The following is a 13236-nucleotide window of genomic DNA, read 5'->3' as shown; positions in this document are numbered from 1 at the left end:
CTTCCGGGGGCGGCTCCGCTTGACGCCGCCCCCTTTCTTACGACACCCTTTCACTACTCAATTAGTGAAAGGGTGAAGATGGCAGAGTCCGCGGCAGTCGAGTTCCGCATCGACCGGCGCAGCGGCGTCGCCACCTACCTCCAGATCGTCCAGCAGACCAAACAGGCCCTGCGCCTGGGCCTGCTGGAGCCGGGCGACCGGCTGCCCACCGCCCGGGAGGTGGTCGAGGCGACCGCGATCAACCCGAACACCGTGCTCAAGGCGTACCGCGAGCTGGAACGCGAAGGGCTGGTCGAGGGCCGACGCGGCCTCGGCACCTTCGTCACCCGGTCACTCGGCGGCGCGGCGGCCGCCGACGACTCCCCGCTGCGCGCCGAACTCGCCGCCTGGGCGGGCCGGGCGCGGGCGGCCGGACTCGAACGCGACGACGTGAGCGCGCTCTTCACCGCCGTACTGGACAGCACATTCGAGGGGGACCAGGACCGATGACGGGTACCGCGCTGGAGGCCGAGGGGCTCGGCATGAGATACGGGGGCCGCAGGGGCGACTGGGCACTGCGGGACTGCGCCTTCCGGCTGCCGGCCGGCGCCGTCTGCGCGCTCGTCGGGCCCAACGGCGCCGGGAAGTCCACGCTGCTCGCCCTGGCGGCGGGCTTCCTCCGCCCGGCCGAGGGAACGCTGCGGGTCCTGGGCGCCGCGCCCGGCGAGTCGCGTGCCCGCATGGCGTACGTGGCCCAGGACAAGCCGCTCTACCCGCAGTTGACGGTCTCCGAAACGCTGTGGGCGGGTGCGCAGCTGAACCCGGACGGCTGGGACCGGGAGGCGGCGGCGCGCATCGCCGGACCGCTGCCGTCGGACGCGAAGGTCCGCGACCTCTCCGGCGGGCAGCGCAGCCGTCTCGCCCTCGCCCTCGCGCTGGGCAAGCGGGCCGAACTCCTGCTCCTGGACGAGCCGATGGCCGACCTCGACCCCCTCGCCCGCCACCAGCTGATGGGCGCCCTGATGGCCGAGGCCGCCGAGCACCGGACGACCATCGTGATGTCCTCGCACATCCTCAGCGAACTGGAGGGCGCCTGCGACCACCTCCTCCTGGTCGACGGCGGCCGCGTCCGCCTCGGCGGCGAGACGGACGAACTGCTCGCCGCCCACGCCGTACTCACGGGCCCGGTCCGCGACCTGACCCCGCACACGGTGATCGAATCCCGCACGACGGGCCGCGCCCTGACCGCCCTGGTCCGCCCGGAGGGCCCGGTCGACCCGGCCTGGGACCTCTCCGAACCCACCCTGGAGGAGCTGTTGCTCGCCCACCTGCGCTCCCCGGAGGCCCCTGCGCTGCTCACGCCGAGCGCGACGGTCCACGAGGCGGTGGCGGCATGAGTGCGCTCACCGGCATCGCGCCCGCCACGCCGCGTACGGCCCGGCCCGGACCCGCCCTGGGCGCCGGTGCCCGCGTCCTCGTACGCCAGCACCGGTGGGCCCTGTGGTGCACGGGCATCCTCGCCCTGGTCTGGATCGCCGTCGTCGTGGGCATCACCCTGTGGGCAGGCCACGTCAACGACGCGTTCGAGGCGAGCCCCTGCACGTCGCTGGTGACCGACCGCACCTGTGACGACCGGTTGCAGAAGTTCGACCTCGCCCTGTCGGTCCGGCAGACGGTGCTCGGCTACGCGGGGCTCTGCCTGACCGTCCTGCCCGGATTCGTCGCCGCGTTCGTCGCGGGCCCGATGATCGGCAAGGAGTTCGAGAGCGGTACGTACAAGCTCGCCTGGACGCAGTCGGTGTCCCCCGTCCACTGGCTCCTGGCCAGGCTCGCGGTTCCGGCCGCACTGCTGGTCGCGGGGGTGTCCGTCCTGTCCGCCGTCTTCGCCTGGGCACGGGCGCGGTCGGAGGGGCTGTACCCGGTCCACTGGTTCGGCAACACCTCCTTCGGCGCGCTGGGAACCGCGCCCGTGGGGTACGCCCTGCTCGGGCTCGCCCTCGGGGCGCTCGCCGGGCTGCTGACGCGCCGCACCCTGCCCGCCATGGGCGTGGCCTTGCTCGCCACCGCCGCGGTGGCCGTGGCGCTGAACCGAGTACGCAGCGGACTGTGGCCGCTGAGCACGCGGTCCAGCACCGGCTCGGTCCCGCCCCAGACGCCCGACGACGCGTGGCTCGTCGAGACCGGCCGGCTCACCGGCGACGGCGCCCGGCTGCCGGCCGACACCTGCTGGGCCGCAGGGGCCAAGGCCGACCGCTGTCTCGCGGACCGCGGCGTCACCGGCTACTACGTCGACCACCACCCCGTCTCCCATTTCTGGCCCCTCCAGCTCATGGAAACCGGCATCCTGCTCGTCCTCGCCGCAGCCGCCACCGCCCTCGCCTTCCGGGTCCTGCGGCGCTACCACGCCTGAGGCATTCCCAAACCCGTCCGGGGCCCTGGCCCCGGACGGGACCCCCACACACGGCCACCCACCGCTTCCCGCACGTCATGTCGTCGTAACCACGCATTCAGACGGCCTTGCGACCCTCGCAGGATGCAGCCAGCTGTGCCGTCCCCCCGCAACGGGCGAAATCCCGGCAGAACGCGCCCCGACCGCGCCGTCCACGCGATCTCGTCCTCCTCCGACGCGCCTCCGGAGCACTCCGGGCGGAACAATGGGCTCATGAGCCAGCAGCCCAGCTCCGAGGTCCCGGTCCAGCCCGCCGCCCAGCCGTCCGTCGGTGCCCTCGCCGCACACCGGCCGCATGCCGTCGCCCCCTCCGGGAGGGGCGCGGCCCTGTCCACCGCCGCCGATTTCGACCCCGACATCGACGCCGACGCCGACGCCTACGAACCCGAGGTGGACGGCGACGAGCTGCCCCAGGGCCGCTTCCTGGACCGGGAACGCAGCTGGCTCGCGTTCAACGAACGGGTCCTCGAACTGGCCGAGGACCCGACCACGCCCCTCCTGGAGCGGGCCAACTTCCTGGCGATCTTCGCGTCGAACCTGGACGAGTTCTTCATGGTCCGGGTCGCCGGCCTGAAGCGCCGCATCGCGACCGGCGTCGCCACCCGGTCCGCGTCCGGCCTCCAGCCCCGCGAGGTGCTGGACCTGATCTGGACCCGCTCGCGCGAACTCATGGCCCGGCACGCCGCCTGCTACCAGCAGGACGTCTCCCCGGCCCTGTCCGACGAGGGCATCCAGCTGATCCGCTGGCCGGAGCTGACCGACAAGGAGCAGGCCCGCCTGTTCACCTTCTTCCGGCAGCGCGTCTTCCCCGTCCTGACCCCCCTCGCCGTGGACCCGGCCCACCCCTTCCCGTACATCTCCGGCCTGTCGCTGAACCTCGCCGTCGTCGTACGCAATCCGGTCAGCGGCCACCGCCACTTCGCCCGGGTCAAGGTGCCGCCGCTGCTGACCCGCTTCCTGGAGGCGTCGCCGCAGCGCTACGTCCCCATAGAGGACGTCATCGCGGCCCACCTGGAGGAGCTGTTCCCGGGGATGGAGGTGCTGGCGCACCACATGTTCCGGGTCACCAGGAACGAGGACCTGGAGGTCGAGGAGGACGACGCCGAGAACCTGCTCCAGGCCCTGGAGAAGGAGCTCATGCGCCGCCGCTTCGGCCCGCCGGTCCGTCTGGAGGTCGAGGAGTCCATCGACCCCTACGTGCTGGACCTGCTGGTCCGCGAGCTGAAGGTGTCCGACGCCGAGGTCTACCCGCTGCCGGGCCCCCTCGACCTCACCGGCCTCTTCGGCATAGCGTCGCTGGACCGGCCCGAGCTGAAGTACCCCAAGTTCGTCGCGGGCACCCACCGCGACCTCGCCGAGGTGGAGTCCGCGTCCGCGCCGGACATCTTCGCCGCCGTACGCGAGCGCGACGTCCTCCTGCACCACCCGTACGACTCCTTCTCCACCTCCGTCCAGGCGTTCCTGGAACAGGCGGCGGGCGACCCGGACGTCCTCGCGATCAAGCAGACGCTGTACCGGACCTCCGGCGACTCGCCGATAGTGGACGCCCTCATCGACGCCGCCGAATCCGGCAAACAGGTCCTCGTCCTCGTCGAGATCAAGGCCCGCTTCGACGAGCAGGCCAACATCAAGTGGGCGCGCAAGCTCGAAGAGGCGGGCTGCCACGTCGTCTACGGGCTCGTCGGCCTCAAGACGCACTGCAAGCTCTCCCTCGTCGTCCGCCAGGAGGGCGACACCCTGCGCCGCTACTCGCACGTCGGCACCGGCAACTACCACCCGAAGACGGCCAGGCTCTACGAGGACCTGGGGCTGCTCACCGCCGACCCGCAGGTCGGCGCCGACCTCTCCGACCTCTTCAACCGGCTCTCCGGCTACTCCCGCCGCGAGACCTACCGCCGCCTCCTGGTCGCCCCCAAGTCGCTGCGCGACGGCCTGGTCGCCCGTATCACCAAGGAAGTCACGCACCACCGCGCGGGCCGCCCCGCCTACGTGCGCATCAAGGTCAACTCGATGGTGGACGAGGCGATCATCGACGCCTGCTACCGGGCCGCCCAGGCCGGCGTCCCCGTCGACATCTGGGTGCGCGGCATCTGCGCGATCCGCCCCGGCGTCACCGGCCTCTCCGAGAACATCCGGGTCCGCTCGGTCCTCGGCCGCTTCCTCGAACACTCCCGGGTCTTCGCCTTCGGCAACGGCGGCGAACCCGAAGTCTGGTTCGGCAGCGCCGACATGATGCACCGCAACCTCGACCGCCGCATCGAGGCCCTGGTCCGGGTCACCGACCCCGCCCACCGCGCCGCGCTCAGCCGCCTCCTGGAGACCGGCATGGCCGACACCACCTCCTCCTGGCACCTGGGCCCCGACGGCGACTGGACCCGGCACTCCGTGGACGCGGACGGCAAACCCCTGCGGCACGTACAGGAAATGCTCATTGACGCCCGGAGGCGCCGGCGTGCGACGCCCTGACCCCCACACCCAGGCCGCCGCCCCGGCCCACGCCCCCGGCATCACCGGCGTGAACGCCGGGGCGGTCCTCGGCCCCTATCTGCGCACCCAGGCCGCCGACTTCCTGCGCAGCCTGCGCCTGCACCGCGAGAACACCGCCCCCACGGACGCCGGAACGCGCACCGCCGAACAGGCCGCCACCGCACTGCGCCGCTCCTCCCGCCGGATCGGTGCCACCCTGCGCACCTTCCGCACCGCGCTCGACCCGCTCTGGGCGGATCAGCTGCGCACCGAACTGTCCTGGCTCTCCGGCACCCTCGCCCGCGAACACGCGTACGCGGACCGGCTCACCCGGCTCCTGGAAGCGCTCCACGGCCTCTCCGGCGACCCCGTCCTCCCGGCCGCCCGCACCGGCGACTCCACGGGAACGGCCCGCCCCGTCCTCGGCGTCGGCGCCGCCCGCGCGGGTGCCCTGCTGGAACGGCAGCTCACCCTCGCCCGGACCCGCGCCCACTCCGCCGCCCTCCAGGCCCTCGGCTCCGCCCGCTTCCACGCGGTGGCCGACGCCGTCGCGCTGCTCGCCTCCGAGGTCCCGCTCTCCCCCGCCGCGGCCGGCCCCGCCGGTGACGTCCTCGCCGGGCCCGCGGACCGGGCCGAGCAGCGGCTGCTCGGGGCGGTCGCCGCGCTGCCCTCCGACGAGTCGGCGGAACCGTACAACGAGGCGCACGACGCGCCCTGGCACCAGACCCGCCTGCTCCTCCGGCTCCACCGCTACGCCCACGAGGTGGTGCACGGCGCCCCCGACCCGGTCCTGGCCGCCCCGGGCCGCGCCCTCGACCTGCACCGGGACGCGGCCGAGGCGGCCGGCGCGGCGGCCACGGCCGCCCGCACGCCCAGGATCGCCCCGGCGACCGCGTACGCCCTGGGCGTGCTCCACGCCGACCAGCGCCACGAGGTGGAGGCGGCGCGCGCGGTCTTCCGCGAGAGCTGGGCCTGCGCGACGACGGGGGCGGCGCGGTCGTGAGCGGCCCGGTGCGGGCGGCGGGCTGCGTCCTGTGGCGCCGGCCGCCCGCACCCGCCGGGGGCGTGGAGCTGTGCCTCGTCCACCGGCCGCGTTACGACGACTGGTCGTTCCCCAAGGGCAAGCTGAAGCGCGGCGAGTCCCCGCGGGAGGCGGCGCTCCGCGAGGTCCTGGAGGAGACGGGCCACCACTGTGTGCCGGGGGCCGTGCTGCCCATGGTCCGGTACGTCGCGAACGGGCGCCCGAAGGAGGTCACGTACTGGTCCGCCGAGGCCACGAAGGGCTCCTTCACCCCGAACCACGAGGTGGACGCGGTGCTGTGGCTGCCGCCCGCGGCCGCCCGCGAGCGCCTGACCCAGCCGCGCGACCGCGAGGTGCTGGCCGCCGCCCTGAGGACGTTCCCGGAGGCGTAGGCCCGGAACCCAAGGGCCCGCCACGGTTCACCCCCCGTTCACCCACCCCCGTAAACCACGTCACCTGTTCTGCCTAATTTCAGACCTACCGGGTGCAGCGATCAGCCACTGCACCGCCCGCGTCGCACGCCGCCCGCAAGCAGCCGCGGCGGCTTCTGGAAGGAACACCCGAAAGTGAAGCTTCAGCGCAAGAACCGGCTTCGTGCCACCGCGCTCGGTGCCCTCGCCGTCTCCGGCGCCCTGGTCCTCACGGCGTGCGGTTCGGACGACAACAGCGGCGACACCTCCCCCACCGGCGGCGCCAAGACGAAGGCCGCGTCCAACGTCAAGTGCGACGGCGCCAAGGGCCAGCTGCGCGCCTCCGGCTCCAGCGCGCAGAAGAACGCCATGGACCTCTGGGTCAAGGAGTACATGGCCGCCTGCTCCGGTGTGGAGATCAACTACAACTCCTCCTCGTCCGGCGAGGGCATCGTCGCCTTCAACCAGGGCACCGTCGGCTTCGCCGGCTCCGACTCGGCGCTGAAGCCCGAGGAGGTCGCCGACTCCAAGAAGATCTGCAAGACCGGCCAGGGCATCAACCTCCCGATGGTCGGCGGCCCGATCGCCGTCGGCTTCCACCTCGAAGGCGTCGACAGCCTGACCCTGGACGCCCCCACCCTCGCCAAGATCTTCGACACGAAGATCAAGAAGTGGAACGACGAGGCGATCGTCAAGCTCAACCCCGACGCCAAGCTGCCGGACAAGGCGATCCAGCCCTTCCACCGCTCCGAGGACTCCGGCACCACGCAGAACCTCGGCAAGTACCTCGGCGCCGCCGCCCCGCAGGACTGGAAGTACGAGGCCGAGAAGAAGTGGCCCGCCCCCGGCGGCCAGGCCGCGTCCGGCTCCTCCGGCGTCGCCACCCAGGTCAAGCAGGTCGACGGCTCCATCGGCTACTTCGAGCTGTCCTACGCCACCTCGCAGCAGATCTCCACGGTCGACATCGACACCGGCGGCTCCGCCCCGGTCAAGGCGTCCTCCGAGAACGCCTCGAAGGCCATCGCCGCCGCCAAGGTCAAGGGCACCGGCAAGGACCTGGCGCTCGACCTCGACTACACCACCAAGGCCGACGGCGCCTACCCGCTGGTCCTCGTCACCTACGAGGTCGTCTGCGACACCGGCAACAAGGCCGACACCCTCGGCACCGTCAAGTCCTTCCTGACCTACACCGCCTCGGCGGACGGCCAGAAGCTCCTCACCGAGGCGGGCTACGCCCCGATCCCCGAGGAGATCAACGCCAAGGTCCGCGAGACCGTCGCCGGCCTCTCGTAACCAGCCGCACGACACCCAGCGCATCCGGCGGCCGGTCCGGAACACCCCTCCGGACCGGCCGCCACCGCCCCTCCGGTGCACCGCCGCCAGGGGAGCCCCGGCTCCCCCACACAGACCGGAAAGACCATGGCTTCCACCACACAACAGATACAAACCCCACCGGGCAGGCGAACCGGCCCCCGCTCCACCGGCCGCGCCGGTGACCGGATCTTCCTCGGCCTCTCGCGTGGCTCCGGCATCCTGCTCCTGGTGATCATGGCGTCGATCGCCGGGTTCCTCACCTACCGCGCCGCGATCGCCATCTCGAAGGACGAGGGCAACTTCCTCACCACCTTCGACTGGAACCCGGCCGGCGACCCGCCCGTCTTCGGCATCGCCGTCCTGCTCTTCGGGACCGTCGTCAGCTCCGTGATCGCGATGGCCATCGCGGTCCCCGTCGCCGTCGGCATCGCCCTGTTCATCTCGCACTACGCCCCGCGCAAGCTGGCCGGCCCGATCGCGTACGTCATCGACCTGCTCGCCGCCGTCCCCAGCATCGTCTACGGCATCTGGGGCGCCCTCGTCCTCGTGCCGTACCTGGAGGGGCTCAACCTCTGGCTCGACCAGTTCTTCGGCTGGACGTACGTCTTCGAGAAGACCGAGATCGGCGTCGCCCGCTCCCTCTTCACCGTCGGCATCCTCCTCGCGGTCATGATCCTCCCGATCGTGACCAGCGTCAGCCGGGAGGTCTTCCTCCAGGTCCCCCGGATGAACGAGGAAGCCGCGCTCGCCCTCGGCGCAACGCGCTGGGAGGTCATCCGCCTCTCGGTCCTGCCGTTCGGCCGCTCCGGCGTCATCTCCGCGTCGATGCTGGGCCTCGGCCGCGCGCTCGGCGAGACGATGGCCGTCGCCACGGTCCTGTCGCCGAACTTCCTGATCTCGCTGCACGTGCTCAACCCGGGCGGCGGGACGTTCGCCCAGAACATCGCGGCGAAGTTCGGCGAGGCCGACGCGTTCGGGCGGGACGCCCTGATCGCCTCCGGCCTGGTCCTCTTCGTCCTCACCCTGCTGGTCAACGGCGCGGCCCGGCTCATCATCGCCCGCCGCAAGGAGTACTCGGGGGCCAACGCATGAGCCACGCCACCACCACCCCCGGCGTCCAGGACCTCCCGACGCCCGCACCGGCCGCCCCGAAGGGCAGCCTCAGCAGCCGGTCCCTGCCGCGCCTCGCGCCGCTCGGCTTCGCCGTCGTCGCGATCGTCCTCGGCATCGGTCTGAGCCTCGCCGCCGGCTGGCAGAGCCGTGTGCAGTGGGGCCTGATCTCCGCGCTGTTCTTCCTGGTCATCTCGTACGTCGCCACCAGCGTGGTCGAGAACCAGCGCCAGGCCCGCGACCGCCTCGCCACCAGCCTGGTCTGGGTGTGCTTCCTGCTCGCGGTCGTCCCGCTGGCCTCGCTGCTCTGGACGACCGTCAGCCGCGGCTCCGAACGCCTGGACGGCTACTTCCTGACCCACTCGATGGCCGGCGTCCTCGGGCCCGAGGCCAGCGGCGGCGTCTACCACGCGCTGATCGGCACCCTGGAACAGGTCGGCATCGCCACCCTGATCTCCGCCCCGCTCGGCCTGCTCACCGCCGTCTACCTGGTGGAGTACGGCAAGGGCGCGCTGGCCAGGGCCGTCACCTTCTTCGTGGACGTCATGACCGGCATCCCGTCGATCGTGGCCGGCCTCTTCATCCTCTCGATCATGCTCATCGCGGGCCTGGAACCGTCCGGCCTGATGGGCTCGCTCGCCCTGACGATCCTGATGATCCCGGTCGTCGTCCGCTCCACCGAGGAGATGCTCAAGCTCGTCCCGAACGAGCTCCGCGAGGCATCGCTCGCCCTCGGCATCCCGAAGTGGCGCACGATCCTGAAGGTGGTCCTGCCGACCGCGATCGGCGGCATCGCGACCGGCGTCATGCTCGCCGTCGCCCGCATCGCCGGCGAGACCGCCCCGATCATCCTGCTGGTCTTCGGCAGCCAGCTGATCAACACCAACCCCTTCGAAGGCGCCCAGTCGTCGCTGCCCTTCTACATCTACGAGCAGTACAAGATCGGGGAGGCCGCGTCCTACGACCGCGCCTGGGCAGCGGCCCTGGTCCTGATCGCCTTCGTCATGATCCTCAACCTGGTGGCCCGCGGCATCGCCCGCTGGAAGGCCCCCAAGGCCGGGCGCTAGGCCCGCCGGAAAGCAGCAGTGATTCAGATGGCCAAGCGCATCGACGTCAGCGGACTGTCGGCCTACTACGGCAGCCACAAGGCGATAGACGACATCTCCATGACCATCGAGCCCCGCTCGGTGACCGCCTTCATCGGCCCCTCCGGCTGCGGCAAGTCCACCTTCCTGCGCACCCTGAACCGTATGCACGAGGTCACGCCCGGCGGCCGCGTCGAGGGCAAGGTCCTCCTGGACGACGAGAACCTGTACGGGACGAACGTCGACCCGGTGACCGTACGCCGTACCGTCGGCATGGTCTTCCAGCGCCCGAACCCCTTCCCCACCATGTCGATCTACGACAACGTGGCGGCGGGCCTGCGCCTCAACGGCTCGTACCGCAAGAGCGCCCTCAACGACATCGTGGAGAAGTCCCTGCGCGGCGCGAACCTGTGGAACGAGGTCAAGGACCGGCTGAACAAGCCCGGCTCCGGCCTCTCCGGCGGTCAGCAGCAGCGCCTGTGCATCGCCCGCGCCATCGCCGTCGAGCCGGACGTGCTGCTGATGGACGAGCCGTGCTCCGCCCTCGACCCGATCTCCACCCTCGCCATCGAGGACCTGGTCGGCGAGCTGAAGGAGCGGTTCACGATCGTCATCGTCACGCACAACATGCAGCAGGCGGCCCGCGTCTCGGACCGCACCGCGTTCTTCAACCTGGCGGCGGTCGGCAAGCCCGGCAAGCTCATCGAGATCGATGAGACCGAGCGCATCTTCTCCAACCCGTCGGTCCAGGCCACCGAGGACTACATCTCCGGCCGCTTCGGCTGATCCGCCCGGCCCTCCCGTACGGCCTTGGGGTGCTGCATGGCGGTGCCACCACAAGGCGAAAAGGGTCCGCCCCGCACTCCCGAGGGAGTGCGGGGCGGACCCACAGGACCAAGCCCGTCCGGTCAGCCGAACATCAGGTAGACGACCCCGTAGCTCGCGGCAGCGACCAGCGCGGCGGCCGGCATCGTGATGAACCACCCCAGGATGATGTTCTTCGCGACGCCCCACCGCACCGCGTTCACCCGCTTCGTGGCACCCACACCCATGATCGCCGAGGTGATCACATGCGTGGTCGAGATCGGCGCGTGGAAGAGGAACGCCGAACCGAACATGATCGACGCACCCGTCGTCTCGGCGGCGAAGCCCTGCGGCGGGTCCAGCTCGATGATCTTCCGGCCGAGCGTACGCATGATGCGCCAGCCGCCCGCGTACGTACCGAGCGACAGCATCAGCGCGCAGACCAGCTTCACCCAGACCGGGATCGGATCGCTCGGGGACTCGACGTCGGCGATGACCAGGGCCATCACCACGATGCCCATCGTCTTCTGCGCGTCCTGGAGACCGTGCCCGAGCGCCATGCCCGCGGCCGAGACCGTCTGCGCGATGCGGAAACCGCGCTTGGCCTTGTGCGGGTTGGCCTTCCGGAACATCCACATGATGGCGACCATCACCAGATAGCCGACCACCAGGCCGATCAACGGCGACAGGAACATCGGGATCACGATCTTGTCGAGCACCCCGTCCCAGTGCACCATCGTCCCGCCGGCCAGCGCCGCGCCGACCATCCCGCCGAACAGCGCGTGCGAGGACGACGAGGGCAGGCCGAAGTACCAGGTGACCAGGTTCCAGATGACGGCACCGACGAGCGCGGCGAAGAGGATGCCCATCCCCTTGTTGCCCTCGGGCGTCGCGATCAGGCCCTCACTGACGGTCTTGGCGACCCCGCTGCCGAGGAACGCGCCCGCGAGGTTCATCACGGCCGCCATCGCCAGCGCCGCACGCGGCGTCAGCGCACGGGTCGAGACCGACGTGGCGATCGCGTTCGCCGAGTCGTGGAAGCCGTTGGTGTAGGTGAAGCCGAGCGCGACGCCGATGGTCACGATCAGTACGAAGGTGTCCACGTGGTTCAGGACTCCTTGACCGCGATGGTCTCCACCGTGTTCGCGACGTGCTCGAACGCGTCGGCAGCCTCTTCCAGCACATCCACGATCTGCTTCAGCTTCAGCACCTCTATGGCGTCGTACTTGCCGTTGAAGAGGTGGGCGAGCAGCTTGCGGTGGATCTGGTCGGCCTGGTTCTCCAGCCGGTTGACCTCGATCCAGTACTCGGTGAGGTTGTCCATCGTGCGCAGACCCGGCATGGCCTCGGCGGTCAGCTCGGCCGCCCGCGCCAGCACCTCGATCTGCTGCTCCACACCCTTGGGAAGCGTCTCGATCTGATACAGCACGACCAGATCGACGGCCTCCTCCATGAAGTCCATGATGTCGTCGAGCGACGACGCGAGGTTGTAAATGTCCTCACGGTCGAACGGCGTAATGAAGGAGGAGTTCAGCTGGTGGAAGATCGCGTGGGTGGCATCGTCCCCCGCGTGCTCCGCTGCCCGCATGCGCTCCGCGATCTCGGCCCGGGAGGACGAATCCGCCCCGAGCAGTTCCATCAGGAGTTTCGAGCCCGTGACGATGTTGTCCGCGGATGCGGAGAACATGTCGTAGAAGCTCGTCTCCCTGGGGGTCAGACGAAAGCGCACGTGGGGTCCTCGGGGTGCTTTGGATTCGGTCAGGCTGATGCTAGGCGCATCATCCGGCCACGGCTAACCGGCATTCTTCAGTGTCGCGCATCAGGCACAGTGATCAGCACGGGACCCCGGTCACGTTTCAGCTGAATTCGTTAGGATATACCCACCAGGGGTATATAAACGGCAGGGTAAAGGGAAAACGGGAGGCAGCAATGACCACCACCGAGGCCATGGGGACCGGGCCGTCACCGGACGCGGCGCCCGGCGCCGCCCCCGTGGAAGCGATCGTCACCGACCACGACCGCGGAATACACGGCTACCACCACCAGAAGGCCGAACACCTCAAGCGCCTGCGCCGCATCGAGGGCCAGATCCGCGGCCTCCAGCGCATGGTGGACGAGGACGTCTACTGCATCGACATACTCACCCAGGTCTCGGCGTCCACCAAGGCGCTCCAGTCCTTCGCGCTCCAGCTCCTGGAGGAACACCTGCGGCACTGCGTCGCCGACGCGGCCCTCAAGGGCGGCGACGAGGTCGACGCCAAGGTCGAGGAGGCCACCAAGGCCATCGCCCGCCTGCTGCGCACCTGACCCGAGACGATCCCGTCAGCCCCGGTGGTCGCCCTGCCGGGGGACGGTGGTGCGGTCGGTGTCCGTCTTCACGTCGAGCACCTCGTCGATGCGGTCCGCACTGAGCCGTTCCCCGATCGCCGCGGACGCGGCGATCATCAGTTCCCCGCACAGCTCGATCTCGGCGAGCGCCACATGGTCCGAAACGGTCGGGCTGAGCGTCACCACGTCACTCACCTCTCACTGCCGTCACCGGCTTCCTAGGGTAGACAGCCCGCCACGCACCGCGCATGGCACGGACGGACCATTTCG

General features: G+C 70.7%; 14 protein-coding genes. 11 read left to right on the top strand and 3 right to left on the bottom strand.

Going from position 1 to position 13236, the window contains the following annotated elements:
- Nucleotides 1-78: 78 nt before the first annotated feature.
- From ACZ6C6_RS24300 to pstB, 10 genes are all read left to right on the top strand, one after another.
- Nucleotides 79-489 carry a GntR family transcriptional regulator gene (locus ACZ6C6_RS24300; RefSeq protein WP_328901356.1) on the top strand — a complete coding sequence of 137 codons (411 nt, stop codon included), beginning with the start codon at nucleotides 79-81 and terminating at the stop codon, nucleotides 487-489.
- Nucleotides 486-1376: an ABC transporter ATP-binding protein gene (locus ACZ6C6_RS24295; RefSeq protein WP_469205368.1), complete on the top strand. Its 891-nt coding sequence runs from the start codon at nucleotides 486-488 to the stop codon at nucleotides 1374-1376. Before ACZ6C6_RS24300 ends, ACZ6C6_RS24295 begins: the two co-directional genes overlap by 4 nt.
- Nucleotides 1373-2389 (top strand): hypothetical protein, encoded by a 1017-nt coding sequence (locus tag ACZ6C6_RS24290; protein ID WP_469205367.1) that lies wholly within the window; start codon nucleotides 1373-1375, stop codon nucleotides 2387-2389. Before ACZ6C6_RS24295 ends, ACZ6C6_RS24290 begins: the two co-directional genes overlap by 4 nt.
- A gap of 252 nt (nucleotides 2390-2641) precedes the next feature.
- Entirely contained in the window at nucleotides 2642-4894 is a 2253-nt protein-coding gene (locus ACZ6C6_RS24285) for an RNA degradosome polyphosphate kinase (protein ID WP_469205366.1), read from the top strand.
- On the top strand, nucleotides 4860-5897 hold the full coding sequence (locus ACZ6C6_RS24280; protein WP_469205365.1) for a CHAD domain-containing protein: 1038 nt from the start codon (nucleotides 4860-4862) through the stop codon (nucleotides 5895-5897). Before ACZ6C6_RS24285 ends, ACZ6C6_RS24280 begins: the two co-directional genes overlap by 35 nt.
- Nucleotides 5894-6307: an NUDIX hydrolase gene (locus ACZ6C6_RS24275; RefSeq protein WP_469205364.1), complete on the top strand. Its 414-nt coding sequence runs from the start codon at nucleotides 5894-5896 to the stop codon at nucleotides 6305-6307. The genes ACZ6C6_RS24280 and ACZ6C6_RS24275 overlap by 4 nt, the downstream gene beginning before the upstream one ends.
- A 174-nt stretch (nucleotides 6308-6481) precedes the next feature.
- Nucleotides 6482-7618: a phosphate ABC transporter substrate-binding protein PstS gene (pstS, locus tag ACZ6C6_RS24270; RefSeq protein ID WP_469205363.1), complete on the top strand. Its 1137-nt coding sequence runs from the start codon at nucleotides 6482-6484 to the stop codon at nucleotides 7616-7618.
- A gap of 126 nt (nucleotides 7619-7744) precedes the next feature.
- Nucleotides 7745-8731 carry a phosphate ABC transporter permease subunit PstC gene (gene pstC / locus ACZ6C6_RS24265; RefSeq protein ID WP_469205362.1) on the top strand — a complete coding sequence of 329 codons (987 nt, stop codon included), beginning with the start codon at nucleotides 7745-7747 and terminating at the stop codon, nucleotides 8729-8731.
- The gene (pstA, locus tag ACZ6C6_RS24260) at nucleotides 8728-9816 is read left to right on the top strand and encodes a phosphate ABC transporter permease PstA (protein WP_469205361.1); all 1089 of its coding nucleotides are present in this window, start codon (nucleotides 8728-8730) and stop codon (nucleotides 9814-9816) included. Before pstC ends, pstA begins: the two co-directional genes overlap by 4 nt.
- 27 nt (nucleotides 9817-9843) lie before the next feature.
- Nucleotides 9844-10620 (top strand): phosphate ABC transporter ATP-binding protein PstB, encoded by a 777-nt coding sequence (pstB, locus tag ACZ6C6_RS24255; protein WP_383305688.1) that lies wholly within the window; start codon nucleotides 9844-9846, stop codon nucleotides 10618-10620.
- Nucleotides 10621-10742: 122 nt separating this feature from the next.
- Here the strand turns inward: pstB and ACZ6C6_RS24250 are convergent, their stop codons facing one another.
- Nucleotides 10743-11741, bottom strand: coding sequence for an inorganic phosphate transporter (locus ACZ6C6_RS24250; RefSeq protein WP_469205360.1), 999 nt, complete (start codon nucleotides 11739-11741; stop codon nucleotides 10743-10745).
- Between the two features lie 5 nt (nucleotides 11742-11746).
- Entirely contained in the window at nucleotides 11747-12367 is a 621-nt protein-coding gene (locus tag ACZ6C6_RS24245; protein ID WP_026171331.1) for a DUF47 domain-containing protein, read from the bottom strand.
- A 200-nt stretch (nucleotides 12368-12567) separates the two neighbouring features.
- On the opposite strand from ACZ6C6_RS24245, the gene ACZ6C6_RS24240 reads away from it, so the two are divergent.
- Nucleotides 12568-12945, top strand: a complete 378-nt coding sequence (locus ACZ6C6_RS24240; RefSeq protein ID WP_018101680.1) for a metal-sensitive transcriptional regulator — start codon at nucleotides 12568-12570, stop codon at nucleotides 12943-12945.
- Between the two features lie 15 nt (nucleotides 12946-12960).
- Here the strand turns inward: ACZ6C6_RS24240 and ACZ6C6_RS24235 are convergent, their stop codons facing one another.
- Nucleotides 12961-13152 carry a hypothetical protein gene (locus tag ACZ6C6_RS24235; RefSeq protein ID WP_469205359.1) on the bottom strand — a complete coding sequence of 64 codons (192 nt, stop codon included), beginning with the start codon at nucleotides 13150-13152 and terminating at the stop codon, nucleotides 12961-12963.
- Nucleotides 13153-13236: the final 84 nt, after the last annotated feature.

Source organism: Streptomyces sp. NPDC041814 (assembly GCF_055590565.1).
The sequence above is the reverse complement of the archived record's forward strand: the minus strand, read 5'-3'. Positions and strand labels throughout refer to the sequence as shown.

Bases quoted from the DNA above. Each gene is read 5' to 3' on its own strand.
- ACZ6C6_RS24295 (WP_469205368.1), top strand. From the start codon at position 486: ATGACGGGTACCGCGCTGGAGGCCGAGGGGCTCGGCATGAGATACGGG.
- ACZ6C6_RS24300 (WP_328901356.1), top strand. From the start codon at position 79: ATGGCAGAGTCCGCGGCAGTCGAGTTCCGCATCGACCGGCGCAGCGGC.
- pstC (WP_469205362.1), top strand. From the start codon at position 7,745: ATGGCTTCCACCACACAACAGATACAAACCCCACCGGGCAGGCGAACC.
- pstA (WP_469205361.1), top strand. From the start codon at position 8,728: ATGAGCCACGCCACCACCACCCCCGGCGTCCAGGACCTCCCGACGCCC.
- ACZ6C6_RS24285 (WP_469205366.1), top strand. From the start codon at position 2,642: ATGAGCCAGCAGCCCAGCTCCGAGGTCCCGGTCCAGCCCGCCGCCCAG.
- ACZ6C6_RS24290 (WP_469205367.1), top strand. From the start codon at position 1,373: ATGAGTGCGCTCACCGGCATCGCGCCCGCCACGCCGCGTACGGCCCGG.
- ACZ6C6_RS24240 (WP_018101680.1), top strand. From the start codon at position 12,568: ATGACCACCACCGAGGCCATGGGGACCGGGCCGTCACCGGACGCGGCG.
- pstB (WP_383305688.1), top strand. From the start codon at position 9,844: ATGGCCAAGCGCATCGACGTCAGCGGACTGTCGGCCTACTACGGCAGC.